Source organism: Cyanobium sp. Tous-M-B4 (genome assembly GCF_024345395.1).
In the GTDB taxonomy this organism is placed as follows: Bacteria; Cyanobacteriota; Cyanobacteriia; order PCC-6307; family Cyanobiaceae; genus Cyanobium_A.
Genome location: NZ_JAGQBA010000001.1, coordinates 214,856 through 235,865, shown reverse-complemented (window position 1 = coordinate 235,865; position 21,010 = coordinate 214,856). Strand labels below are relative to the sequence as shown.

The window sequence follows — 21,010 nt, the reverse complement described above, 5'->3', positions numbered from 1 at the left end:
GGCCTTGGCTGCTGCTGGTTTGTGTGTTGTGATCGGCTCCCACGCCCTGATTGCCATGGCTTACGAGTCGGTTTCCTTCCGCATCAGCCGTAATGCTGAAGATTTGGCCCAAACCGTGCACGCCCTCTCCCAGCGGCTGGTGAGGCTGGAGCAGCGTTTGGAAGCTACGGAGCTGCTACTTGATCGCCACGGGGAGTGTGATCCCCAGGAGATCACCAGTCTCGACAACGTTGAACGACTGCTGGTCGACTGTCGCGCTTTGCTCGAGCTCACCGACAACAACGAGCTCACCGATCAACGTGAGCTCACCGATCAAGATGAGCTCACCGACCAAAACCACGAAATGGCCGCAGCGGCTTGATCCCGGGGGCTGGCCAACGGTGTCAGAATGGGAAGAAAGCAGTTATGGCATACCCCACACCCTCCCAAAACAGTTCCACCAATCGCTGCTCGCAAGCTTCGGGCTTAGCTCCGTCAGTTACCAACCAGGCTCCTTCCGGCCGCAGTGGCTACCCACCTACCTCTGGAGAGGGGGAGCATCAGCTGGAGAAGCTGGAGTTTGCACTTGCAGTGGCCCTCACCCGGGGTGATGAGCAGCGATCCCAGGCTTTGCGTGATCAAATTGCCGCGTTGGGTGGCAATCGGGAAGAGCCAGGAACCTGAAGCGCGGAGGTGGCCTGGGTTGGCTAGGTGATGTTTTCACTGGTCATGTTCGGCCTGGCGTATGATCAAAAGGAATGCTTTGATCTTGGAAGGGATATATCAACCCTTGTCAGGATGGCTAAAACCGATTTTGCGTGGGCCATTTCCGTTCAGATACCGTTGAAATGACTGCCATTTTTGCTAGTCCTGCGCGTACTTCTTCGTTGGCCGCACCCTCGGCTGATGCGCGTGAACAATTCCTTGTTTCGATTCGGGCCGATGAGGCTCGGGCACGCCTTGCCGCTGAGCAAGGAGATTTGCCCCAGGCCGCGCGCTTCATCATTGCGGCTTTGGATGGCGAGCGTCGGATGGCGGCCACCGGCCCCCAGGTTTTGCAGCTGATCAAGCCTCGTGGCTAAATTAGGCTAATTTCTCTGGCCTAATTCGCCTCTGATCCAATTCGGCTCTGTTCCAATTCGAGGGCCTAAGAATAAAGCGGGTGACCGGACTCGAACCGGCGACGTTCAGCTTGGGAAGCTGACATTCTACCACTGAATTACACCCGCAAGGTGTATAAATCAAATTAGCAGAGTCTTGGGGAGAACGGCGCAAAGGCGTGCTCTCCCCTGACGTTTGCTCAGCCCTGGGCCAGGGCTGCTGCACAGGCGGCTACGCCAGCACCGGCGCTGCCTTTGTGTAAGCCCAGATCCTGCAGGGTTGCTTCGATGGCAGCTACGGCTGTGAGCACGTCGCGATCACAAACAAAGCCCAGGTGGCCGATGCGGAACACCTTGCCCTTGAGGTGATCCTGGCCACCAGCCAGCAGAATGTCGAATTTTTCTTTCACGGCTTTGCGCATCGCTTCGGCGTCGATGCCTTCTGGTGCCACAGCGGTGATGGCCGGGCTGCCACAGCCCTCCGCGGCATAGAGGGGCAGACCAATCGCCTGCATGCCTGCTTGGGCCGCCGCCCGATGACGGGCATGGCGGGCGAAGATTTTTTCAAGACCCTCTGCCTGCATCATTTCCAGGGCTGCTTCGAGGGCGAAGTAGAGGTTGATGGCGGGGGTGAAGGGGTTGCTGTCGGCATGGGCCGATTTGCGGTATTTGGCCAGATCCAGATAAAACTTCGGCAGATCGGAGTGCTTGCAGGCTTCCCAGGCCCGGTCGCTCATGGCCACGAAAGCCAACCCCGGCGGCATCATGTACCCCTTCTGGGAGCCGGAACCGATCACGTCGATGCCCCATTCCTCCATGGGCACATTGCAGGCACCCAGGCTGGTGACGCAGTCGGCGATGCAGAGGGCGGTGCCGTGGACCTTGACGTGCGAGGCGATGGTCTGCAGATCGTTGATTACCCCAGTGGAGGTTTCCGAGTGGGTGAGGATCACGGCCTTGATCGCTTTGGCAGTGTCGGCTTCAAGGGCGACGCGGAAGGCCTCGGGATCTAGGGGCTGGCCCCATTCGGCCTGGACTACCTGCACGTTCAGTCCATAGGCCTTGGCCAGCTTCACCCAGCGCTCGCCAAACTTGCCGTTGTCACCGCAGAGCACCGTGTCGCCCTTGCTCAGCACGTTGATAATTCCCGCCTCCATGGCAGCGGTGCCGCTGCCCGTGATCACCAGCACGTCGCCCTTTGTCTGATGCAGCCACTGCAGCTGTTGGGTGGTGCGCTTAACGATTTTCTGAAAGTCGGCGCTGCGGTGGCCGATCGGGTGGCGGCCCATGGCAAGCAGGACGCGTTCCGGCACCGGGGTGGGGCCGGGGATCATCAGGCTGAGTTTGTCCTGCATGGCTAGGGGATACGGCGGGCGGCGGCGGACCGCACAATCAACCACCATAAAAAACAGTGTTCTTTCTGCCGTTGCTTGAACTGAATCAAACCGAGCCTGCCTCGGCGGATGTCACTGCCGGATACACCGTGCCGGTGTGGCTCACGGCCGCAGCCCGGGCGGCCCTGGTGAGCCTGCTGGGCCAGCCCTGGCAGCGTCACCAGCCCCTTTGGCTCCATCCCGAAGCCGAGGCGGCCGGCGAGCTGCCCGCCCAGGTGCCGGTGCAAGCGGCCGCGCCCTTGGCCGATGGCTGGGTGCTGGCCATGGCCTGCTGTGATCCGGGGCCGGAGGTGCTCGACCTCACCCGTGGCTTGCAGCTATGGGTGCAATTGCGCTGGCTGGAGGGGCCAGGTAAGTGGCTCGAGTTGCGGGCTGGCGAGGGGGTGGGGGTGCTGCAGGCCAGTGGTGAGGCGTGCGTGTCGGCCTATGCCGAACAGCTGCTCGAGTGCAACCTGCAGCCCCTAGTGCCGCTGGGAAAGCGTTTGGAGCTGCAGGTGGTGATCCCAGAGGGCAGGCGTCTGGCCGAGCGCACCAGCAATGCAGCTTTTGGGGTGGTGGATGGCCTGGCCTTGATCGGCACCCAGGCTGAGGTGCAGCGCAGCGCCGGCCCCGACCAGCTGGCCCAGGCCCTGGCGGCCCTGCGCGAACGCGCCGCAGCGCCTGCTTTCTGCGCTGATTTGGTGCTGGTGATCGGTGAGAACGGGCTCGATCTGGCTCCCAGACTGGGTTTGCCGCCTGAGCTTTTGCTCAAGGCGGGCAACTGGCTCGGACCGCTGCTCGTGGCGGCGGCCGAGGCCGGCGTGCGCCGCCTGCTGCTGCTGGGTTATCAGGGCAAATTGATCAAGCTGGCCGGCGGCATCTTCCACACCCACCACCACCTGGCCGATGGTCGCGCTGAGGTGCTCACGGCCCTTGCGGCCTTGGCCGGGCTGGGGGGTGAGTCCTTGCAAGCCCTTCACGACGCCCCCACCGTGGAGGCGGCGCTGGGAGACCTGGCCCAGCGGGACGCTCCGCGGGCCGAGCGGCTGCGTCAGGCCATTGCGGCGGCGGTGGAGCAGCGCAGCCTGCGCTACCTGGCCCGCTACGGCCAGGAGTCGATGGTGGTTGGGGCCGTGCTGTTCGATCGCTCCCGCCAGATCTGCGGCCAGGGCCCGGTTGGCTTGGAGTTGCTCACGGCTTTACGCAGCCATGCCCGGAGCGACGCCTAGGCTGGTTCGAATGCTCCAGGGTCCAGCGTTGTCGATGTCTTCCACCGCTTCCCCTACCGCCCCAGTGCCCCAGCTCGACGCCACCTCCCAGTCGACGCGCTATCCGGCGATTGTGATTCTTGATTTCGGCTCCCAGTATTCGGAGCTGATCGCCAGGCGGGTGAGGGAAACCGAAGTCTTCTCCCTAGTGATGGGCTACACCACCACGGCCGAGGAGCTGCGGGCGATTGCCCCCCGGGGCATCATTCTCAGCGGCGGTCCCAGTTCGGTGTATGAGCAGGGGGCTCCCGTGTGCGACCCGGCTATCTGGGAGCTAGGAATTCCGGTGCTGGGCGTTTGCTACGGCATGCAGCTGATGGTGCAGCAGCTGGGTGGCTCGGTGGTGGCCGCCGGTCGGGCGGAATACGGCAAGGCTCCGCTGCACGTTGATGACCCGATCGATTTGCTCACCAACGTCGAAGACGGCTCGACGATGTGGATGAGCCACGGCGACTCGGTGGAAAAGCTGCCCGAGGGCTTCTTGCGGCTGGCTCACACCGACAACACCCCAGAGGCCGCCGTCGCTGATCATCAGCGGCGCTTATACGGCGTGCAGTTTCATCCTGAGGTGGTGCACTCCACCGGCGGCATGGCAATGCTGCGTAATTTCGTTTACCACATTTGTGGTTGTGAGGCCGATTGGACCACAGCAGCTTTCATTGACGAAGCGGTGGCTGATGTGCGCGCCCAAGTCGGCGATAAGCGGGTGTTGCTGGCTCTATCGGGAGGCGTTGATTCCTCCACCCTCGCCTTTTTGCTGCACAAGGCGATTGGCGACCAGCTCACCTGCATGTTCATCGATCAAGGCTTCATGCGCAAAGGCGAGCCTGAGTTTCTGGTGGAATTTTTCGACAAGCGCTTCCACATCAACGTGGAATACATCAATGCCCGCGAGCGCTTCATCAGCAAGCTCGATGGCATCACCGACCCGGAGGAGAAGCGCAAGCTGATCGGCACGGAATTCATCCGGGTGTTTGAAGAGGAAAGCAAGCGCCTCGGCCCCTTCGACTACCTGGCCCAGGGCACCCTCTATCCCGATGTGATCGAGAGCGCCGGCACGGGTATTGATCCCAAAACCGGTGAGCGGGTGGCGGTGAAGATCAAAAGCCACCACAACGTTGGTGGCCTGCCCAAGGATCTGCAGTTCAAGCTGGTCGAACCCCTGCGTCGTTTGTTTAAGGACGAGGTGCGCAAGGTGGGCCGCAGCCTGGGCCTGCCCCAGGAAATCGTTGGCCGGCATCCCTTCCCCGGTCCTGGTCTGGCGATTCGCATCCTCGGTGAAGTCACCAGCGAGAAGCTCAACATCCTTCGTGACGCCGACCTGGTCGTGCGCGAGGAGGTGAAGGAGGCGGGCCTCTACAACGAGATCTGGCAGGCTTTTGCCGTGCTGCTGCCGGTGCGCAGCGTGGGGGTGATGGGCGATAAACGCACCTATGCCTTCCCGATCGTGCTGCGCTGCGTCTCCTCGGAAGACGGCATGACGGCCGATTGGTCTCGCCTTCCCTACGACTTACTCGAGAAAATTTCCAACCGCATCGTCAATGAGGTCAAGGGTGTGAACCGGGTGGTGCTCGACATCACCAGCAAACCGCCTGGCACCATCGAGTGGGAGTAGGTGTTGCGGGAGTAGCCCGGGACGCCGACCTTCGATACCATCAGCTCCCAGCCCATACGTCGTGACTGCCGCCTCCGCGCCCCCCAGCTCGACATCCCCCGATCCCGACATGCAGCGACGGCTGCAGCAGGACAGCATCGTCCTGGCCGGCAAAACCATTTATCTCAATCCCTTTCTGTATTGGCGCCGTTTCGATGCCAATACGGACCGCTGGCTGCGGGAGCCAGGCCAGTTGATGGAAGACCAGATCGTCAGCAACCGGCTGCGCTTCTATCCCGAGGTGGACTGGGAGCTGCTTGAAGAGGGCGAGCGGGCCGCCAAAGATGGCGCCGTGGAGATGTTCCTCAAGAGCCTGGAGCTGATCAGCACCTTCAACCCTGAGCTCTCGGCCGGTCATCTGCTCGAGGTTGAGCGCAAGATGGCGGTCACCAAGAAGAAATCATTTGAGCGCTGGGTGACCCGCTCCCTGCGCCGGCGCCAGCAGGAGGAAGAGAAGGCTCGGCGACGCTTTGACCGGGAGCGCACCCTGCGGGCCTGGGGCGAATGGCTGGCCCTTGATGTAACCCGCCAGGCCTTGGTGCCACTGGCCTCGCTGCTGGTGATCGCCGTGGCGGCGGGTTGGTGGTGGGGTAGCCAGCAGAACTGCCGCCAGGTGATTGTTGATCCAGGGATCCAGCGGCTGGCTCCCTGAGCACCGGGCTGCAGGCAGGTCAGACTGTGGTTCCTGAGCCAGGAATGCCGCCATGGCCACCGACCCCTTTGATGCTCTCCGGCTCACCTTGATGCAGGACGTCCTGCCCGTGGGTTTGGCGGTGGTGGAGCGGGCCCGTAAGGGCGGGGCCCGCGAGGTGATGGCAGCCTTTGACGGCCAGGAGGCCGATCCCCTCGGCAGTCTGCGGGAGGAGGGCGAGCCTGCCGCTAGTCAGCTGCGCCAGGGCCTGGATCGGGTCAGCCCCGGTCTGGGCAACCCGGTGATGAAGGTTGAGGTCCACGATGTGGCCACCGAGGTAGGGGCTGAGGGAGCACACCAAGCCGATCCCCAGGACGCCTTAGAGCTGCAGCAGGGTCTGGCCCGCATTGCTGCTCGACTGGAGCAGCTGGAGCAGCGACTCGAGCCCAACGCCTGACCATGGCCTTTGGTCCAGTTGCCTCCCGCCACACCGGCATGGGCCGTCAGTCGGCTCTGCTGCTGGCCGTGGTGTTGCTGTTCAGCGGTGCCATGGTGGCGCGCCTGGCCTGGTTGCAGTTGCTGCATGGCGCTGAGAACCGCGCCAGGGCCGATGAAAACCGAATTCGGCTGATGCCCCGCAACCCGATCCGGGGTCGCCTTTTGGATCGTCATGGCCAGGTGCTGGCCACCAGCCGGCTCACCTACAACCTCTACATCCAGCCGCGGGAGGTGGGTGACGCCCAGTGGCCGGCCCTACGAGATCGCTTGGCGACGGTGGTTGGCTTGCCTGCGGCCCAGCTGGAGGCGCGCCGACGCAGTGGGGCCAATGCGGAGGGATTTCGGATAGCTCTGGCGAGTGGCCTGAAGTCTGAGCAGGTGCTGCGCTTCCGGGAGCAGGCCGCCGGGCTCCAGGGCGCCGAGGTGGATGTGGACATCCTGCGCAGCTATCCCCACGGCCGGCTGGCAGCCCACGTGCTCGGTTACACCAGCGGGATCACGGAAGAGGAATACACCCAGCTCCAGCCCAAGGGCTACCGGATCCAGGATCGGGTGGGCCGCAGTGGGGTCGAGAAGCAGTTTGAAGGGCACCTGCGCGGCGAGTGGGGCGGCCAGCAGGTGGAGGTGAACGCCGCCGGCCAGGTGCAGCGCATCATTGGGGAGAAGTCTGCTAAGGCTGGCCAGGACCTGCGGCTCACCCTGGACCTGGCCCTGCAGCAGGCGGCAGAGCGGGCCCTCGACGGGGTGCGCAAGGGGGCGATCGTGGCGCTCGACCCCCAAACCGGAGCAATTCGGGCCCTGGCCAGCCGGCCCACCTTTGACCCCAATGTTTTTTCGCCAGCGCCAAGTTCCAGCCAGTGGAGCAGCCTCAATTCCCCCGATGCTCCCCTGCTGAATCGCGCCTTCCAGGGCTTTCCACCGGCCAGCACCTTCAAGATTGTCACCTCAGTGGCGGGCCTGGAGTCGGGCCGCTACACGGCCGACTCGAAGGTGATGACGATGAATTCGTTCTGTTATGCGGGCCTTTGCTATGGCGACCATGGCGCCCATGGGGCCATCGGTTTTCCTTTCGCCCTGGCCGTGAGCAGCAACACCTTCTACTACCAGGTGGGGCTGAAGGTGGGCCCCGATGAGCTGTTCAAAGCCGCCCGGCGCATGGGCTACGGCCAGGTCACGGGCATTGAGTTGGTGGAGGAGGAGACCCCGGGCTTGCTGGGCGATCAGGCCTGGAAACAGGAGGTGCTGGGTGAGGGCTGGACACCCGTGGACACCATCACCTCGGCCATTGGCCAGGGGGCCCTGCAGGTGACCCCGATCCAGATGGCACGGCTTTATGCCGCGGTGGCCAACGGTGGTTGGCTGGTGACGCCCCACCTGGTGGAGCGCCCCACGAAACGCACCTGGATCGGCCTTAAGCCGGCCACCCTGCAGGTGCTGCGGGATGGGCTGCGCCAGGTGGTGACCATCGGCACCGCCAAGCTCCTCAATGATCCCAGCCTGCCTCCGGTGGCTGGCAAAACCGGCACTGGCGAAGATCCACCCCGGCCTGATCACGCCTGGTTTGGCGGCTATGCCCCGGCGGATAAGCCCACCTTGGTGATCATCGCCTTCGGGGAAAACTCCGGCGGCTATGGCGGCACGGTGGCAGCTCCGATGGTGAAGGCTTTGATGAATACCTGGTTCCGGGGCAGCCTGCCGGGGCAGCCGCCCCAGTCCTGATTCAGGCCACCAATTGCAGGTTGGGCTTGGTCAACAGGCGTTGGTAGTAGCCGCGCAGTTGTTCGGTAGCTCCAGCCCAACCCCAGCGCTCGGCTTCCTCGCGGGCGTTGGTGCGTAGCTCGGCCCGCTGACTGGCATCGCCAAGCAGGCGCTCCACCGCTGCAGCCAGGCTGCCTTCCTGGTCTGGTTCGTAAAGGCAGCCATTGACCCCATCGCTGACGATGTCGGGGATGCCACCGCGGTTGGCACCAACCACCGGGCAGCCGGCCGCCATGGCCTCCAGCAGCACCAGTCCCAGGGTTTCGGTGCTGGAGGGGAATAGAAAAGCGTCGCCGCTGGCATAGGCCGCCGCCAGCTCTTGCCCGGCTAGGTAGCCCACAAAGTGGGTAGGTGTGCCGGCAAAGATCTTCTCGAGTTGCAGGCGGTAGGGACCATCTCCCACTAAGGCCAGCCGGGCATCGGGCATTGCTTCAAGCACGGGCCGGATCCGTTCAATTTGTTTTTCCGCAGATAGCCGGCCGATGTAGAGCAGCAGCTTGCCGGTGTCGCTCTGGCCATTTAGCAGCCGCTGCCGCATGGCATCGGAGCGCAGCGCCGGTTGGAAAAGTTCAGTGTCTACGCCGCGCTGCCATAAATCGGTGTGCTGGATTCCTTTTTCACTGAGCTCTTGCACCATGGCTGTGGAGGTGCAGAGGTTGAGGCGAGCCTGGTTGTGGGCAGCTTTGAGCAGTTCCCACAGCAGCGGCTCGAGCATGCCCATGCCGTAGTGCTCCAGGTATTTGGGCAGATGGGTGTGGTAGCTGGCTACCAGGGGATAGGCCTTGGTTTTGGCCAGCCAGATGCCGCCGAGCCCCAGGACGGCGGGATTGACAACGTGGACAAGATCTGGCTTGAAGCGATCCAGGGCTTCTGCCACCGCCGGACGAGGCAGGGCCAGCTTGAGCTCGGGATAGAGGGGTAGGGGCATTGCTGGCACCCCCACCACCTGGGCTCCCATGTAGGTCTCCGGGGCGCCTTCCGGGCAGAAGATCAGCACCTCATCGCCAGCCGCCACCAGATGCTGCACCGTCTTGGTGAGCCGGGTGACGATGCCGTCCACCTTGGGCAGAAAGGTTTCGGTGAAAAAGGCGATCTTCAAGGGTCTGGAGTCGCGCCTCAGGCCGTCTGGATGGCCTGAGCCTGGGTTTGGGTCCAGGCGGATTGGCAGGGAATGCGACTGCGGTCGCAACGATCAGCCCAGCGGCGGGCTACATCCACCACTTCAGCTAGCAGGCCGTCATCGAGGGTGGTGGGGTTGAGACCCAGCTCGATGAAGCAGCGGTTGTCCACGATGAGGTCGTTTTCGACGGCTTCGTTGCGCGGATTGGGCAGGTAATTGATCTGGGCGTCCGTGAGAGCCGCCACCTTGCGGGCTAGTTCACCCACCTGGTGGCTTTCAGTCATCTGGTTGAAGATCTTCACCCGCTCACCCCTGGCAGGCGGATTTTCTAGGGCCAGCTGCACACACTTCACCGAATCGCGGATGTGGATGAAGGCGCGGGTCTGGCCGCCGGTGCCGTGCACCGTGAGCGGATAGCCGATCGCTGCCTGCATCAAAAAGCGATTGAGCACGGTGCCGTAATCGCCGTCGTAGTCGAAGCGGTTGGTGAGGCGCGGGTCGCGCTCGGTGGCCTCGGTGTTGGTGCCCCAGACGATCCCCTGGTGCAGATCGGTGATGCGGATCTGGTCGTTTTTGTTGTAGTAGAGGAAGAGCAGCTGGTCCAGCGTCTTGGTCATGTGATAGACGCTGCCCGGGCTGGCCGGGTGCAGGATTTCCTCCTCGAAGCGGCTGCCGTCGGGCTGGGGCACTTCCACCTTGAGGTAGCCCTCGGGGATGGTGGCGCCGCGGTGGGAGCCGTAGCCGTACACACCCATCGTGCCTAGGTGCACGATGTGGATGTCGAGGCCGCTCTCCACGATCGCGGCAAGCAGGTTGTGGGTGCCGTTGACGTTGTTGTCGACGGTGTAGCGCTTGGTGGCGCTGCTTTTCATCGAGTAGGGAGCTGCGCGCTGCTCGGCGAAATGCACCACCGAATCGGGCCGCTCGTGGCGCAGTAGCTCCAGAAGCCGGTCGTATTCCCTGGCGATGTCCAGATGGACAAACCGCATCGGCTTGCCGCCCACCTGTTCCCAAGCCTTAAGGCGGTCGCCCATGGTGGCGATCGGCGTCAGCGACTCCACCTCCAGGTCGACGTCGATCTTGCGCCGGCTGAGGTTGTCAATGACAACAACCTCATGGCCCGCATCGGCCAGGTTCACCGCGCAGGGCCAACCGCAGAAGCCGTCGCCACCGAGAACGAAGACCTTCATTGCAACCCCCATTCCGAAAACCCCAGACCCCTGCAGGACGAGCGGATGCTCCGCTCCGCAAACTACTACAGGCGTTCGGCTTCAGCTCCCTACCCGGCCAACCTCGGGCGAACTGGGATTGGCGTTTGCCCGTATGGGCAGCCGACCGGCGTGGAAGGCGCTGCGGCCGGCCTCGCAGGCCATGGCCATGGCCTGCGCCATCGCCGGGGGGTCGCCTGCCAGGGCAATGGCGCTGTTGATCAGCAGGGCGTCTGCGCCCATTTCCATCGCCTGGGCGGCCTCGCTGGGCACGCCGATACCGGCGTCTACCACCACGGGCACCTTGGCGTTTTCGATGATCAGGGCGATGTTGGCGGCGTTGCGGATGCCCTGGCCCGAGCCGATCGGCGAGCCCAGGGGCATCACGGTGGCGCAGCCAGCCTCTTCGAGTCGCTTGGCCAAGAGTGGATCGGCATTGATGTAGGGCAGCACCGTGAAACCCTCCTTCACCAGTTGCTCAGCGGCTGCCAGGGTGCCGAATGGATCGGGCAGCAAATGACGGGTGTCTGGAATCACCTCCAGCTTCACGAAGCTGTTGTCCTCCTGGCCTGCCAGCTTTGCCAGCTCCCGTCCCAGGCGGGCCACCCGGATCGCCTCCTCGGCGGTGGCACAGCCGGCCGTGTTGGGCAACATCCAGATGCGCTGCCAGTCGATGGCCTCCAGCAGGCCTAAATGGCCGGCAGCCTGGCTCTGGACCCGGCGCACGGCAACGGTCACGATTTCGCAGTCGCTGGCCGTCAGGCTGGCCTGCATGGCCGCCAGGCTCGGATATTTGCCTGTGCCGGTCATCAGGCGGCTGCGGAAGCTGCGCCCACCGATCACAAGTGGATCCCGGAGGCTGGGCGGTTCGCTGGTGGGAGCGGTGGTGACCAAGGGGCAGGGCCAAATCTCGGCAACGGTCCTAGCCTCCCATTAGTCGGTTTTGTTGTTGTGTCTTTCGCCGTTCTTCGTGCTGCCCTGCCGTTAGCTGCAGTGCCGCTGGCGCTGTTGCCAATGGGTTTGTTGCCCGTGCAGGCGGCTACTCCCCTGGCCAGTGAGGCCTTTGTGCCTTTCAGCCCTCCCGCGGCTGCCAGCGTCGGGGGTGAGTCGCTCAGTGGCCTGGGGGGTGCGGAGACCTTTGATCCAGTTGGCCGGGCCCGGTTGCTGGCCGGGGAGATGCCGCTCGTATGGAGGGGTACCTATCAACCCTTTGACAATTCCCAGATTGTGAGTGCTGAGCTGAGGCTTGCCTCGGTTAAGCCGATGGGTCAAATGATCGACCTGCGCGGTGAACTAACGGTGGGAGGGGTTACCACTCCTGTGCAGGGCAACCTCAACGCCGAATCAGACCAGCTCGACCTGCTGATGCTCTGCCAGTGCGAGGTGGCGGGTTTGGAGATGGGAGGGGTATTTACGGGTCTGCAGGGCCTGCAGTTGTCAGGCTGGCAAGCCCCCCGTCTCACTAACCCAGGCGGCCGCCTGGATCTGCGCCCCCTATCAAGCTCAAGCCGCGTAGAGACACCAAGCCGTGGCTCTGCTGTGCGCGGGCTTTGGTGAAGTTTGACTAGATAATCGTTTAGGCCGCCCGATTCAGGCCGGCCTTGCGATCGAGAAGTTTCAGCCGTTTGCGGGCGGTTTTGTTGTTGGCGTCAAGCGCAATCACCTGCTCATAGGTCTGCTTGGCCTCCTCCAGCTTGAGCTGCTTTTCCAGGGCGAAGGCAAGATTGTTGAGTGCTACCGGGTAGGAAGGCTTGGCTTCCAATGCCAGCCGGTAATGGCGAATTGCTGTTTTGTAGTTATTTTGAGCAGCTAAAGCGAAACCTAGGGCGTTTTGAATCACGGCTTGGGCTTCAGCCGGCTCTTTAGCCGCTTCAGCTTTCTTTAGAGCTTGCTTAAGTGATTCGGCGGCTTGCCCGTACAAGCGCTTGCGTAACTGCACAGAGCCAAGCTCGTACAACGTGGCCGCGTCGGAGGGCTTAGGGCCCTCACTACGCTCCAACTTTGCCAGGGTGACTTCATCTGAGCGCACGCGCCAGATTTGTCGGGCCACCACAACGGCAGCGACCCCTAGCAGGACGATCAGCCCAATTAGGTAGGCCTGTGGAAGGAGGGCGTCCAACAAAAAGACCTACCAGTGGAACTCAGTTTGAAGCGGCACCCACGACGCTGGTGAAGCTGCCTGGGTCGACCACGGCAAGCTGGGCCAGCATTTTGCGGTTGATGCGTACGTCTGCTTTCTTTAAACCACCCATGAAGCGGCTGTAGCTCAGGCCATTGAGCCGAGCTGCTGCGTTGATTCGGGCGATCCAGAGGCGGCGAAAGTCGCGCTTGCGACGGCGGCGGTCCCGATAGGCATTGCAAAGCGCCTTCATCACCCGCTGGTTGGCGGTGCGGAAGAGGGAACCATTGCCGCCGCGGAAGCCACGGGCTAGGCGAAGAACCTTGTTACGGCGTTTGCGGGCAACATTGCCCCTCTTGACGCGTGACATAGAAGTAGATCAGGAAGATAGAAGTGAAAATCGGCCGAGGTCGCTCTCTCAGGCGTAGGGGAGCATCGCCCTCACGTTGTCTGCATCGCGCTCATCAACAACAGCCATTGTGCCCAGATGACGCTTGCGCTTCGGGCTCTTGTGATCGAGCAGGTGGTTGAGGAAGGCCCGGCGACGCAGAAACTTGCCGGTGCCGGTGGCCTTGAACCGCTTGGCGGCTGCTTTGCGGGTCTTGAGCTTCGGCATTTCTCGCGTTGCGGCGGGCACAAACAAGCAGAGTACGACGTGGCAGTGCCTTCCTCCAAGACCCCTTCTTTCAAGCAATGTTTTCAGTCCGGTCCTCTTCGGCCCAATCGTTGTTGCCGTTAGCCGTTTGGGCCAGCACGCTGCTGCTCGCGGGAGGATGTCGGGCCGCTGCACCGCCCATTTCACCTGGATCCGGCCCTGCTTCTGCGCTGCATTGGCCCGTGCAGGCTCCGCCGGCAGTGGCGGCCACAGCGCCGGTGCTCTGGGTGGCTCTGGCGGCCCATTTGGGTCCGCCTACTCCCTTGGAGCTTCGCAGCGCGGCCGGAAACCTCACCCTACTGAGTGCGACGGGCCAGCGGTTTCAGGCGCCCCGGCTGCAGTTGCACTGGCGCAAGCTGCCGTTGGCCCAGCCCTTAGCGCTGCGCCGTCAGGTGTGGGGGCCCTTTGCCAGCTACGAGAGCGCCCAGGAGGCTGCTGGACGCTGGCGACTGGCCGGTGCCACCCCTGTGATTGCCCACCCGGCGGAGTGGGAGGTGTGGGCCGCGCCAGAGGCCCCAGCGCCCGCTGGAGTTAGGCCGCGGCTCGTCGAGCAGCTGCAGCGCGATCGCCTGGTTTTGGAGCTGCAGCGCTCGGATGGCCCGGTTCGCTTTGAGGGGCCCTTGCGCTTGGAGGCCCCGGGGGGGCTGCGCTGGCAGGGGGGGGTGTTTGCAGGCCCGTTCCGGCTCCAGGGAGATGCCTACGGCAGCTGGTCATTGGTGGAGGAGGTGCCCTTAGAGCGCTACCTACTTGGGGTTGTGCCCCATGAGATCGGGGCAGGATCCCCCGCGGCTGCCCTGGCTGCCCAGGCGGTGCTGGCCCGCACCTGGGCCCTGCGCAACCAGGGGCGATTCGTGGTGGATGGCTACCACCTATGCGCCGATACCCAATGCCAGGTGTACGCAGACCCCCGCCAGGCCGGAGCAGCTGTACGCCAGGCGATTGCCGCCACTCAACATCAAGTGTTGAGCTGGCAGGGTGCGCCGATTCATGGCGTGTATCACGCCACAAATGGGGGGATTGCGGCCGGGTTTGAGGAGGTGTGGAGTGGGGACTCCCTGCCCTACCTGAGGCCGCGGGTGGATGGTCCGCCGGCCGTTGCAGCCGCTGTGGTTTTGCCGTTGCAGCTAGCCCGGCTAGGGGCGGCCCTGGCGGCCACCGCCCGCGCCTATGGCTTTGACCATCCCCGCTTCCGCTGGTCTCGCCAGCTCGATTCGGCCCAGATTCAGCAGGCCTTGAGCCGTGCTGCCCTGCCCTTGGGCCTGCCGCCCACACGCCTGGCGGTGCTGGAGCGGGGCCCCAGTGGAAGGGTATTGGCGCTGGAAATCCAGGCGCAGGGAGCCAGCGGAGTGCGACAGAGCCTGGTGCTGCGCCGTGATGCGATTCGCCGCACCTTGCGGCAGTTGCCCAGCACCCTCTTTGTGTTGCGGCCGGATGGCCCGGGTCGCTGGATTTTCGAGGGGGGAGGGTTTGGCCACGGTGCAGGCCTGTCCCAAGCTGGAGCTATCGACTTAGCCCGGCGTGGCTGGAGCCTGGCTCGCATCCTCGATCACTACTATCCGGGCACCAGCCTCCAGTCCCTCAGGGCGTTGCCAGGCATCAGCCCCCTGTCCCAGCCCGGCTCGGCCGCCGGTTCCCCTTAGAGTTCGGCGACTTTCGGGATCGCCATGGCTGCGGGTGGCCGTACCACCGATCACCGTCGCGGCAAGTCGGCCCTGTTCCTGATCGGCTGCGGCTGGGCGGGAATGGCTCCCCATTGGCTCCATGAGTCGCTGCGCCTGATCCCGGCCCTCACCCTGGCCGTGCTGCTTGGGGGCTACAGCCTGCGCACCGTGTTGCGCCAGGTTTTTGGTTCGCTAGGCAGCTCAGAACCAGCTCAAGCCTCCACCGCCCAAGGGGCGGAACCCCTGCCCGCAGTGGACGTGGTGGTGGCGGCCCGCGATGAGCAGGCAGTTATTGGCCGCCTGGTAGAGCGCATTGCTCAGTTGAGCTACCCGCCGGGGCAGATGCGGCTCTGGGTGATTGACGATGCCAGCAGCGATCGCACTCCCCAGGTTTTGGCTGATCTCCAGGAGCGTCATTCTTTTCTGCAGGTATTGCGGCGTGAGCCAGATGCCGGCGGCGGCAAATCGGGCGCTCTGAATTTGGTGCTGCAGCAGCTTCAGGGCCGCTGGATGTTCGTGCTCGACGCTGATGCCGACCTCCAGAGCGACACCCTGGAGCGGCTGATTCCCTACGCAGAAGCTGGTGGCTGGTCGGCGGTGCAGTTGCGCAAAGCTGAGGTGAATGCCACTGCCAATTGGCTGACCCGGGCCCAGGCCATGGAGATGGCCCTCGACGCCGTGATCCAGCAGGGTCGCTTAGCTGTGGGAGGCGTGGCCGAATTACGCGGCAATGGCCAGCTGCTGCGCCGGGACGCCCTGCTCAGTAGCGGTGGTTTCAACGAGGACACGGTCACTGACGACTTAGACCTCAGCTTCAGGCTGCTGCTCGACGGCCAGCCGATTGGCATCCTCTGGGATCCGCCGGTGCAGGAAGAGGCGGTGCTGAGTGTGGCTGCCCTTTGGCGCCAGCGTCAGCGTTGGGCTGAAGGCGGTTTGCAGCGCTTCTTTGATTATTGGCCCGGCCTGATTTCGGAGCGTCTCAGCGCTAGTCAGAAGCTTGATTTAACAAGTTTCTTTCTGCTCCAATACTTTTTGCCGGTGGTAGCGATTGCCGATTTGCTCGGCGCCTTGATTACGGGCACCCGCCCAACCATCTGGCCCCTTTCCTTTGTTGCTTTTGGCCTCTCTGGAGGAGCGATTTTGGCCGGTTGTCGTCGCCCTAGCGAGGGCCCGGCCCTGCCGACCATGAGCGTCTGGAACCTGCTCCTAGGCATTGCCTATTTGAGCCACTGGTTTGTAGTGATTCCCTGGACCACTCTCCGCATGGCCCTGCTCCCCAAGAGCCTGGTTTGGGCCAAAACCATGCACCTCGGCGAGGAGGAAGAGTCTCAAATCGAAGATCCGGCAACCGCCTGATTACTCGTTACACACCTGATTACCCGTTACACAATTGTGCTGGCCACGCTCAAGCAGCCGCCTCCTCTGCATCGCAAGTCAATGCATCGCCTGTTAATTCATCGAGCGGCCCATCGAGTTCAACTACTTCGCCATTGAAGAACTCCGCCAGCCTTCTGGCCTTGTCATCGAGGGGTGCGGCTAAGGGGGGCGCAATAGGTGCTGCGGCTGGAGGATTGGCTGCTGGGGTTGGTAGGGGAGCTGGGGCTTGATTCGCTGCTGGGTTTGGCAGGGGTGCCGGGCCTGGCAGTGGTGCTGGTGTTGGCGGTGGTGGTGTCGGTCTGGGGGTGGCGGCACTGGGGGGGCCCCCAGTTGGTGCGGCGCTCTCCCCACCCCCTTCCAATGTGAGCTGGCGGGGGCTGCCGAGGGCCTTAGCTACCGCTGCTTCCAGCAGGGGCAGGCGGCTCTGCACCATGGCCATCCAGTTGCCGGCCACCTGCACCACGGCGCGGCGCTCATCGAGGCGCACCAGCCGGGCCTGTTGGGACAGGAGCATTCGCGTAGACGGCAGCTCCAGGCCCGCCAGGATTTGCTGCCAGAGCTCCGGCAGGTTGGCGGAGCTGTTGGGCTCGACGTTGACCGGAGCTGGGGCTGGAGCCGGAGTCGGGATTGGGGCTGCTGCTGGCGCGACCGCTGGTGTAATTGGAGGTGCAACCACCGGCGCAGTTGCGGTGGGGGCTGCTGCAGGTGCTGCGGCAGAGATTGGCTGGGCGGCAGCTACCGGCTCGGCCAGTAGACCCAACAGCAGTACCTCTAGCCACAGGCGCGGGTTGACGCTGTGGCGCAGCTGCTGCTCGCTGCCCCTTAGCTGGGCCTGCCACTGCAGTAGGCGGGCTTTGCCGAGGGAGCGGGCCAGATCGGGTAGGGCTTGGCGGAACTGGGGCGACACGCTGGTGAGCTCTAGGCGGTCGGGCGCCGTGCCAGCTAGCACTAGATCCCGCAGCAGGCTGACGAGCCCCTGCAGCACGGCGGCGGGCTCCCGGCCCCGCTCCAGCAGCTCGCGGCAACCCTCCAGGAGGGCGAGGGGATCGCAGCTGGCCAGGGCACCGGCCAGGGCCAGTAGCTCCTGCTCCGGGACAGCCCCCAGCAGCTCCCACACGGCCGTGGCCTCGATCGGCGCCGGCAGCAGGCTGAGCTGATCGAGCAGGCTCTCCGCATCCCGCAGTCCCCCCTGGGCTCGCTGGGCCACCACGTGCAGGGCTTCTGGCGTGATGCCGATCTGCTCCTGCTCAGCGATCCAGCTGAGGTGTTGTTCGAGGGCCTGCAGGGGGATGCGGCGGAAATCGAAGCGTTGACAGCGGCTCAGGATCGTGGCGAGTACCCGCTGGGGGTCGGTGGTGGCCAGCACGAACACCACCCGCGGCGGTGGCTCCTCCAAGGTTTTGAGCAGGGCGTTGAAGGCGGCGGTGGAGAGCATGTGGCACTCGTCCACCACGTACACCTTCCAGCGGGCCTGCACCGGAGCGAAGCGGGAGCGCTCGATCAGCTCGCGGATGTTGTCGACGCCGGTGTTGGAGGCGGCGTCGATCTCGATTACATCGAGGGCATTGCCGGCGGCGATGGAGGTGCAGAGCTCGCAGACGCCACAGGGCTCGGGGGTGGGCCCATCGCTGCCGATGCAGTTGAGCGAGCGGGCCAGGATGCGGGCGCTGGAGGTTTTACCCGTGCCGCGAGGGCCACAAAACAGATAGGCCGGTGCAATCCGGCCGGTGCGCAGGGCGTTGCCCAGGGTGGCGGCGATCGCCTCCTGCCCCACCAGCTGGTCGAAGCGCTGCGGACGGTATTTGTGGTGGAGGGGTTGGTAGCTGGAGATCGCCGTTGGGCTCATGAAGCTGAGGCTTGAGATTAGTGGCCCTGGTCCGGTTCAAGCTGGCGCCTTAGCCGCTCTTCCAGTTCTTCCACGGCCGTGAGTTGGTCGGCCAGTTTCTGGGCTGCTAGCCGCAGGCTTTCGAAGCGGTCCTGCCCCCAGCGCGCTTCAGCCTTACCAAGCTCCTGCTCCAATTTCTGCTGCAGGCCTTGGCGCAGCTTGTCGAGTTCGGCCAGGTTGCCCTGGCGCAGCAGCATTCGGGCAGCACTGAGCATGGCCGCTGGCACCCACTGACCGATGGCCAGGGCTCCGAGGCTGCCGGTGTGCAGCAAATCCTCGACCTGGGCGCTGCGATGCCGGCCGGTCTTGCACCAATGGGCGAAGTGTTCGCAGTTGTTGAACAGCAGGTTGTAATTCTGTTCGCCCAGGCGCCCCATGGCCCGCCGCAGGGTCACGCCGGCCGGGGAGCAGTCGCCCGCGGCATAGGGAACCACCGCTACAGGTTCGCCGCGGCTGAAATCGGCCAGGGGGCTGCGCAGGATTTCGCGCCCTTCCAGGTAGTGGGCCACGCTGCCGTCGCCTAGATCGATGCCGTGATGGAGGAACAGACCGTGCTGGCGCGGCACCTGTAGGTGGTCAGCTGCGGACATCGGTGCGGGCCCGATCAGGCGCTGGCCTGCTGTGGCGAATCCAGGTTGGCGCTGCCGAGGGGCACCACCTTGCCCTTGCTGCGCTGCTCCACCAGCTCCCGGGTCACGGTGAAGCTCTTGACGTCGTTGCGGGAGGGCAGGTCGTACATCAGGTCGAGCATTAGCTCTTCGACGATGCCGCGCAGGGCCCGGGCGCCGGTCTTGCGGCGATGGGCCTCGATGGCAATCGCTTCAACAGCGCCGGCCTCGAAATCGAGCTGCACGTTGTCCATGCTCAGCAGGGTTTGGAACTGCTTGATCAGGGCATCCCGGGGTTCGGTGAGAATGGCTTGCAGGGCTGGCGTGTCGAGGGGCTCAAGCACCGCACTAACCGGCAGCCGACCAATGAATTCTGGGATCAGGCCGTAGCGCACTAGGTCGTCGGGCTCCAGATGGCGCAGCACCTCGGCCGCATGGCGATCCTTGCCGCTGCGGGGCCGGCTGCTGCCATCGGCACTAAGGAAACCGATGGAGTTGCGGCCCATCCGCTTTTGCACCACATCTTCGAGGCCGACGAAGGCACCACCGCAGATGAACAGGATCTGACTGGTGTCGATCTGAATGCATTCCTGGTAAGGATGCTTCCGGCCTCCCTGGGGCGGCACGTTGGCCACGGTGCCTTCGAGCATCTTCAGCAATGCCTGCTGCACCCCTTCTCCGGAGACGTCCCGGGTAATAGAGGGGTTTTCGCTCTTGCGAGCGATCTTGTCGATTTCGTCGATATAGATGATGCCTCGCTGGGCCTGCTCCACATCCTGATCCGCTTTCTGCAGCAGCCGCAGCAGGATGTTTTCCACGTCTTCGCCGACGTAGCCCGCCTCGGTAAGGGTGGTGGCGTCTGCCACCGCAAAGGGCACATCGAGCATTTCGGCCAGGGTCTGGGCCAGGAGCGTTTTGCCGCAGCCGGTGGGGCCGATCAGCAGGATGTTGCTCTTGTGCAACTTGGTGGCTGTCTGGTCCGTTTCGCCCTTGCCATCGCCCTGCCAGGCCAGGCGTTTGTAGTGGTTGTAAACAGCTACGGAAAGATTTTTCTTGGCTTCGTTTTGGCCCACCACCTGGCGGTCGAGAAAGGCCTTGATCTCCTGGGGCTTGGGCACCTCCGCCAAAGTTGGAGCGGGTTTAGTTGTTTTTTTGCTGGGTGCCTTACCACGGTTGGAGTCGGCGGCATGGCGGCCGCTCCCGCCTCCGCTGGCTGTGCCGCTATGGCCGTCTACCAGCTCCTCATCAAGGATCTCGTTGCAGAGATCGATACATTCATCGCAGATGTAGACCCCCGGGCCGGCGATCAGCTTGCGCACCTGTTCCTGCGACTTGCCGCAGAACGAGCACTTCAGGTGGGCGTCGAACTTGGCCATGGGCAGGGGAGTCCTGATTCCAGGATCGACAGGAAATAACGGATCGTCAGCTGACCTTAAGGATCAAACCGGAAGGAATCACTCAGCAGCCGCGGCGGCAGGGGATTCGGTCACGACCCGATCGATCAGGCCGTATTCAACCGCCTCTGCGGGGGAAAGGAAGTAGTCGCGGTCCGTGTCTTCGGTGATTTTTTCGAGGGGCTGACCGGTGTGTTCAGCCATCAGACCGTTGAGGGTGTCCTTGAGGAAAAGAATCTCCTTGGCCTGGATTTCAATGTCCACTGCCTGGCCCTGGGCACCGCCGAGGGGTTGGTGAATCATGATCCGGGCATTGGGCAGGGCCAGCCGCTTGCCCTTGGTGCCACCCGAGAGCAGGAAGGCACCCATGGAGGCGGCCAGTCCGAAGCAGATGGTCACCACATCTGGGGAGACCTGCTGCATCGTGTCGTAGATCGCCAAGCCGGCAGTCACCGAGCCGCCTGGGGAGTTCACGTAAATCTGGATGTCCTTCTCCGGATCCTCGGCTTCGAGGAACAGCAGCTGGGCGACTAGGGAATCGGCCACCTGATCGTCGATGCCGGTGCCCAGAAAGATGATCCGCTCGCGCAGCAGGCGCGAATAGATATCGAAAGCGCGGTCGCCTTTGCCGGACTGCTCCACCACCGTGGGCAGCACCCCCGGGGAGCCGCTTGGGCTCCAGCTGCTGTGGACGGGATGGCGAAGGGTGGCGTCGATCACAC

General features: G+C 63.8%; 22 protein-coding genes and 1 tRNA gene. 11 read left to right on the top strand and 12 right to left on the bottom strand.

Annotation, left to right across the window (positions count from 1 at the left end; all coding sequences use genetic code 11):
- Positions 1-28 precede the first annotated feature (28 nt).
- From KBY73_RS01210 to KBY73_RS01200, 3 genes are all read left to right on the top strand, one after another.
- Entirely contained in the window at positions 29-361 is a 333-nt protein-coding gene (locus tag KBY73_RS01210; RefSeq protein WP_254935288.1) for a chemotaxis protein, read from the top strand.
- Positions 362-405: 44 nt separating this feature from the next.
- A complete protein-coding gene (locus KBY73_RS01205; protein WP_254935287.1) occupies positions 406-663 on the top strand; it encodes a hypothetical protein in 258 nt (85 codons plus the stop codon).
- Between the two features lie 203 nt (positions 664-866).
- A complete protein-coding gene (locus KBY73_RS01200) occupies positions 867-1,061 on the top strand; it encodes a hypothetical protein (protein WP_254935286.1) in 195 nt (64 codons plus the stop codon).
- Between the two features lie 75 nt (positions 1,062-1,136).
- Here KBY73_RS01200 and KBY73_RS01195 read toward each other — a convergent pair.
- Positions 1,137-1,208, bottom strand: a tRNA-Gly gene (locus tag KBY73_RS01195).
- Between the two features lie 71 nt (positions 1,209-1,279).
- Positions 1,280-2,434, bottom strand: coding sequence for an alanine--glyoxylate aminotransferase family protein (locus KBY73_RS01190; protein ID WP_254935285.1), 1,155 nt, complete (start codon positions 2,432-2,434; stop codon positions 1,280-1,282).
- Positions 2,435-2,514: 80 nt separating this feature from the next.
- On the opposite strand from KBY73_RS01190, the gene cbiD reads away from it, so the two are divergent.
- The 5 genes from cbiD to mrdA all read left to right on the top strand — a co-directional run bounded on the left by cbiD (position 2,515) and on the right by mrdA (position 8,222).
- Positions 2,515-3,681 (top strand): cobalt-precorrin-5B (C(1))-methyltransferase CbiD, encoded by a 1,167-nt coding sequence (cbiD, locus tag KBY73_RS01185; protein WP_254935602.1) that lies wholly within the window; start codon positions 2,515-2,517, stop codon positions 3,679-3,681.
- A gap of 34 nt (positions 3,682-3,715) precedes the next feature.
- Positions 3,716-5,335 carry a glutamine-hydrolyzing GMP synthase gene (guaA, locus tag KBY73_RS01180; RefSeq protein ID WP_254935284.1) on the top strand — a complete coding sequence of 540 codons (1,620 nt, stop codon included), beginning with the start codon at positions 3,716-3,718 and terminating at the stop codon, positions 5,333-5,335.
- A gap of 109 nt (positions 5,336-5,444) precedes the next feature.
- Positions 5,445-6,026, top strand: a complete 582-nt coding sequence (locus KBY73_RS01175; protein ID WP_254935601.1) for a hypothetical protein — start codon at positions 5,445-5,447, stop codon at positions 6,024-6,026.
- Between the two features lie 52 nt (positions 6,027-6,078).
- Positions 6,079-6,462, top strand: a complete 384-nt coding sequence (locus tag KBY73_RS01170) for a hypothetical protein (RefSeq protein WP_254935283.1) — start codon at positions 6,079-6,081, stop codon at positions 6,460-6,462.
- Between the two features lie 2 nt (positions 6,463-6,464).
- Positions 6,465-8,222 (top strand): penicillin-binding protein 2, encoded by a 1,758-nt coding sequence (mrdA, locus tag KBY73_RS01165; protein WP_254935282.1) that lies wholly within the window; start codon positions 6,465-6,467, stop codon positions 8,220-8,222.
- Position 8,223: 1 nt separating this feature from the next.
- Here mrdA and KBY73_RS01160 read toward each other — a convergent pair whose 3' ends face one another.
- The 3 genes from KBY73_RS01160 to KBY73_RS01150 form a co-directional block, all read right to left on the bottom strand.
- Complete coding sequence (locus KBY73_RS01160; protein WP_254935281.1) at positions 8,224-9,360, bottom strand: glycosyltransferase family 1 protein; 1,137 nt, start codon at positions 9,358-9,360, stop codon at positions 8,224-8,226.
- A gap of 17 nt (positions 9,361-9,377) precedes the next feature.
- Positions 9,378-10,571 (bottom strand): NAD-dependent epimerase/dehydratase family protein, encoded by a 1,194-nt coding sequence (locus tag KBY73_RS01155; RefSeq protein WP_254935280.1) that lies wholly within the window; start codon positions 10,569-10,571, stop codon positions 9,378-9,380.
- A gap of 81 nt (positions 10,572-10,652) precedes the next feature.
- Positions 10,653-11,483 (bottom strand): thiazole synthase, encoded by an 831-nt coding sequence (locus KBY73_RS01150; RefSeq protein ID WP_254935279.1) that lies wholly within the window; start codon positions 11,481-11,483, stop codon positions 10,653-10,655.
- 57 nt (positions 11,484-11,540) lie between these two features.
- On the opposite strand from KBY73_RS01150, the gene KBY73_RS01145 reads away from it, so the two are divergent.
- Positions 11,541-12,146 carry a hypothetical protein gene (locus KBY73_RS01145; RefSeq protein ID WP_254935278.1) on the top strand — a complete coding sequence of 202 codons (606 nt, stop codon included), beginning with the start codon at positions 11,541-11,543 and terminating at the stop codon, positions 12,144-12,146.
- 19 nt (positions 12,147-12,165) lie between these two features.
- Here the strand turns inward: KBY73_RS01145 and KBY73_RS01140 are convergent, their stop codons facing one another.
- From KBY73_RS01140 to rpmI, 3 genes are read right to left on the bottom strand one after another with little or no spacing between them, the layout of a single operon-like run.
- Positions 12,166-12,708 carry a tetratricopeptide repeat protein gene (locus KBY73_RS01140; protein WP_254935277.1) on the bottom strand — a complete coding sequence of 181 codons (543 nt, stop codon included), beginning with the start codon at positions 12,706-12,708 and terminating at the stop codon, positions 12,166-12,168.
- Between the two features lie 22 nt (positions 12,709-12,730).
- Positions 12,731-13,078, bottom strand: a complete 348-nt coding sequence (rplT, locus tag KBY73_RS01135) for a 50S ribosomal protein L20 (protein ID WP_254935276.1) — start codon at positions 13,076-13,078, stop codon at positions 12,731-12,733.
- Positions 13,079-13,126: 48 nt separating this feature from the next.
- Positions 13,127-13,324: a 50S ribosomal protein L35 gene (rpmI, locus tag KBY73_RS01130; protein ID WP_254935275.1), complete on the bottom strand. Its 198-nt coding sequence runs from the start codon at positions 13,322-13,324 to the stop codon at positions 13,127-13,129.
- A 221-nt stretch (positions 13,325-13,545) separates the two neighbouring features.
- On the opposite strand from rpmI, the gene KBY73_RS01125 reads away from it, so the two are divergent.
- Both KBY73_RS01125 and KBY73_RS01120 read left to right on the top strand, forming a co-directional pair.
- Positions 13,546-15,003 (top strand): SpoIID/LytB domain-containing protein, encoded by a 1,458-nt coding sequence (locus KBY73_RS01125; protein WP_315858390.1) that lies wholly within the window; start codon positions 13,546-13,548, stop codon positions 15,001-15,003.
- A 24-nt stretch (positions 15,004-15,027) separates the two neighbouring features.
- On the top strand, positions 15,028-16,380 hold the full coding sequence (locus KBY73_RS01120) for a glycosyltransferase family 2 protein (protein WP_254935273.1): 1,353 nt from the start codon (positions 15,028-15,030) through the stop codon (positions 16,378-16,380).
- Positions 16,381-16,429: 49 nt separating this feature from the next.
- Here the strand turns inward: KBY73_RS01120 and KBY73_RS01115 are convergent, their stop codons facing one another.
- The 4 genes from KBY73_RS01115 to clpP all read right to left on the bottom strand — a co-directional run bounded on the left by KBY73_RS01115 (position 16,430) and on the right by clpP (position 21,008).
- Positions 16,430-18,247: a DNA polymerase III subunit gamma/tau gene (locus KBY73_RS01115; RefSeq protein ID WP_254935272.1), complete on the bottom strand. Its 1,818-nt coding sequence runs from the start codon at positions 18,245-18,247 to the stop codon at positions 16,430-16,432.
- Between the two features lie 17 nt (positions 18,248-18,264).
- Entirely contained in the window at positions 18,265-18,876 is a 612-nt protein-coding gene (locus tag KBY73_RS01110) for a lecithin retinol acyltransferase family protein (RefSeq protein ID WP_254935271.1), read from the bottom strand.
- A 14-nt stretch (positions 18,877-18,890) separates the two neighbouring features.
- The gene (gene clpX / locus KBY73_RS01105) at positions 18,891-20,270 is read right to left on the bottom strand and encodes an ATP-dependent protease ATP-binding subunit ClpX (RefSeq protein WP_254935270.1); all 1,380 of its coding nucleotides are present in this window, start codon (positions 20,268-20,270) and stop codon (positions 18,891-18,893) included.
- 78 nt (positions 20,271-20,348) lie between these two features.
- Positions 20,349-21,008: an ATP-dependent Clp endopeptidase proteolytic subunit ClpP gene (gene clpP, locus KBY73_RS01100; protein ID WP_254935269.1), complete on the bottom strand. Its 660-nt coding sequence runs from the start codon at positions 21,006-21,008 to the stop codon at positions 20,349-20,351.
- Positions 21,009-21,010 lie beyond the last annotated feature (2 nt).

Excerpts from the sequence above, each read along its gene's own strand:
- KBY73_RS01205 (WP_254935287.1), top strand. The coding sequence starts at position 406 with ATGGCATACCCCACACCCTCCCAAAACAGTTCCACCAATCGCTGCTCG.
- KBY73_RS01190 (WP_254935285.1), bottom strand. The coding sequence starts at position 2,434 with ATGCAGGACAAACTCAGCCTGATGATCCCCGGCCCCACCCCGGTGCCG.
- guaA (WP_254935284.1), top strand. The coding sequence starts at position 3,716 with ATGTCTTCCACCGCTTCCCCTACCGCCCCAGTGCCCCAGCTCGACGCC.
- KBY73_RS01175 (WP_254935601.1), top strand. The coding sequence starts at position 5,445 with ATGCAGCGACGGCTGCAGCAGGACAGCATCGTCCTGGCCGGCAAAACC.
- KBY73_RS01170 (WP_254935283.1), top strand. The coding sequence starts at position 6,079 with ATGGCCACCGACCCCTTTGATGCTCTCCGGCTCACCTTGATGCAGGAC.
- mrdA (WP_254935282.1), top strand. The coding sequence starts at position 6,465 with ATGGCCTTTGGTCCAGTTGCCTCCCGCCACACCGGCATGGGCCGTCAG.
- KBY73_RS01155 (WP_254935280.1), bottom strand. The coding sequence starts at position 10,571 with ATGAAGGTCTTCGTTCTCGGTGGCGACGGCTTCTGCGGTTGGCCCTGC.
- rplT (WP_254935276.1), bottom strand. The coding sequence starts at position 13,078 with ATGTCACGCGTCAAGAGGGGCAATGTTGCCCGCAAACGCCGTAACAAG.
- rpmI (WP_254935275.1), bottom strand. The coding sequence starts at position 13,324 with ATGCCGAAGCTCAAGACCCGCAAAGCAGCCGCCAAGCGGTTCAAGGCC.
- KBY73_RS01120 (WP_254935273.1), top strand. The coding sequence starts at position 15,028 with ATGGCTGCGGGTGGCCGTACCACCGATCACCGTCGCGGCAAGTCGGCC.
- KBY73_RS01115 (WP_254935272.1), bottom strand. The coding sequence starts at position 18,247 with ATGAGCCCAACGGCGATCTCCAGCTACCAACCCCTCCACCACAAATAC.
- KBY73_RS01110 (WP_254935271.1), bottom strand. The coding sequence starts at position 18,876 with ATGTCCGCAGCTGACCACCTACAGGTGCCGCGCCAGCACGGTCTGTTC.
- clpX (WP_254935270.1), bottom strand. The coding sequence starts at position 20,270 with ATGGCCAAGTTCGACGCCCACCTGAAGTGCTCGTTCTGCGGCAAGTCG.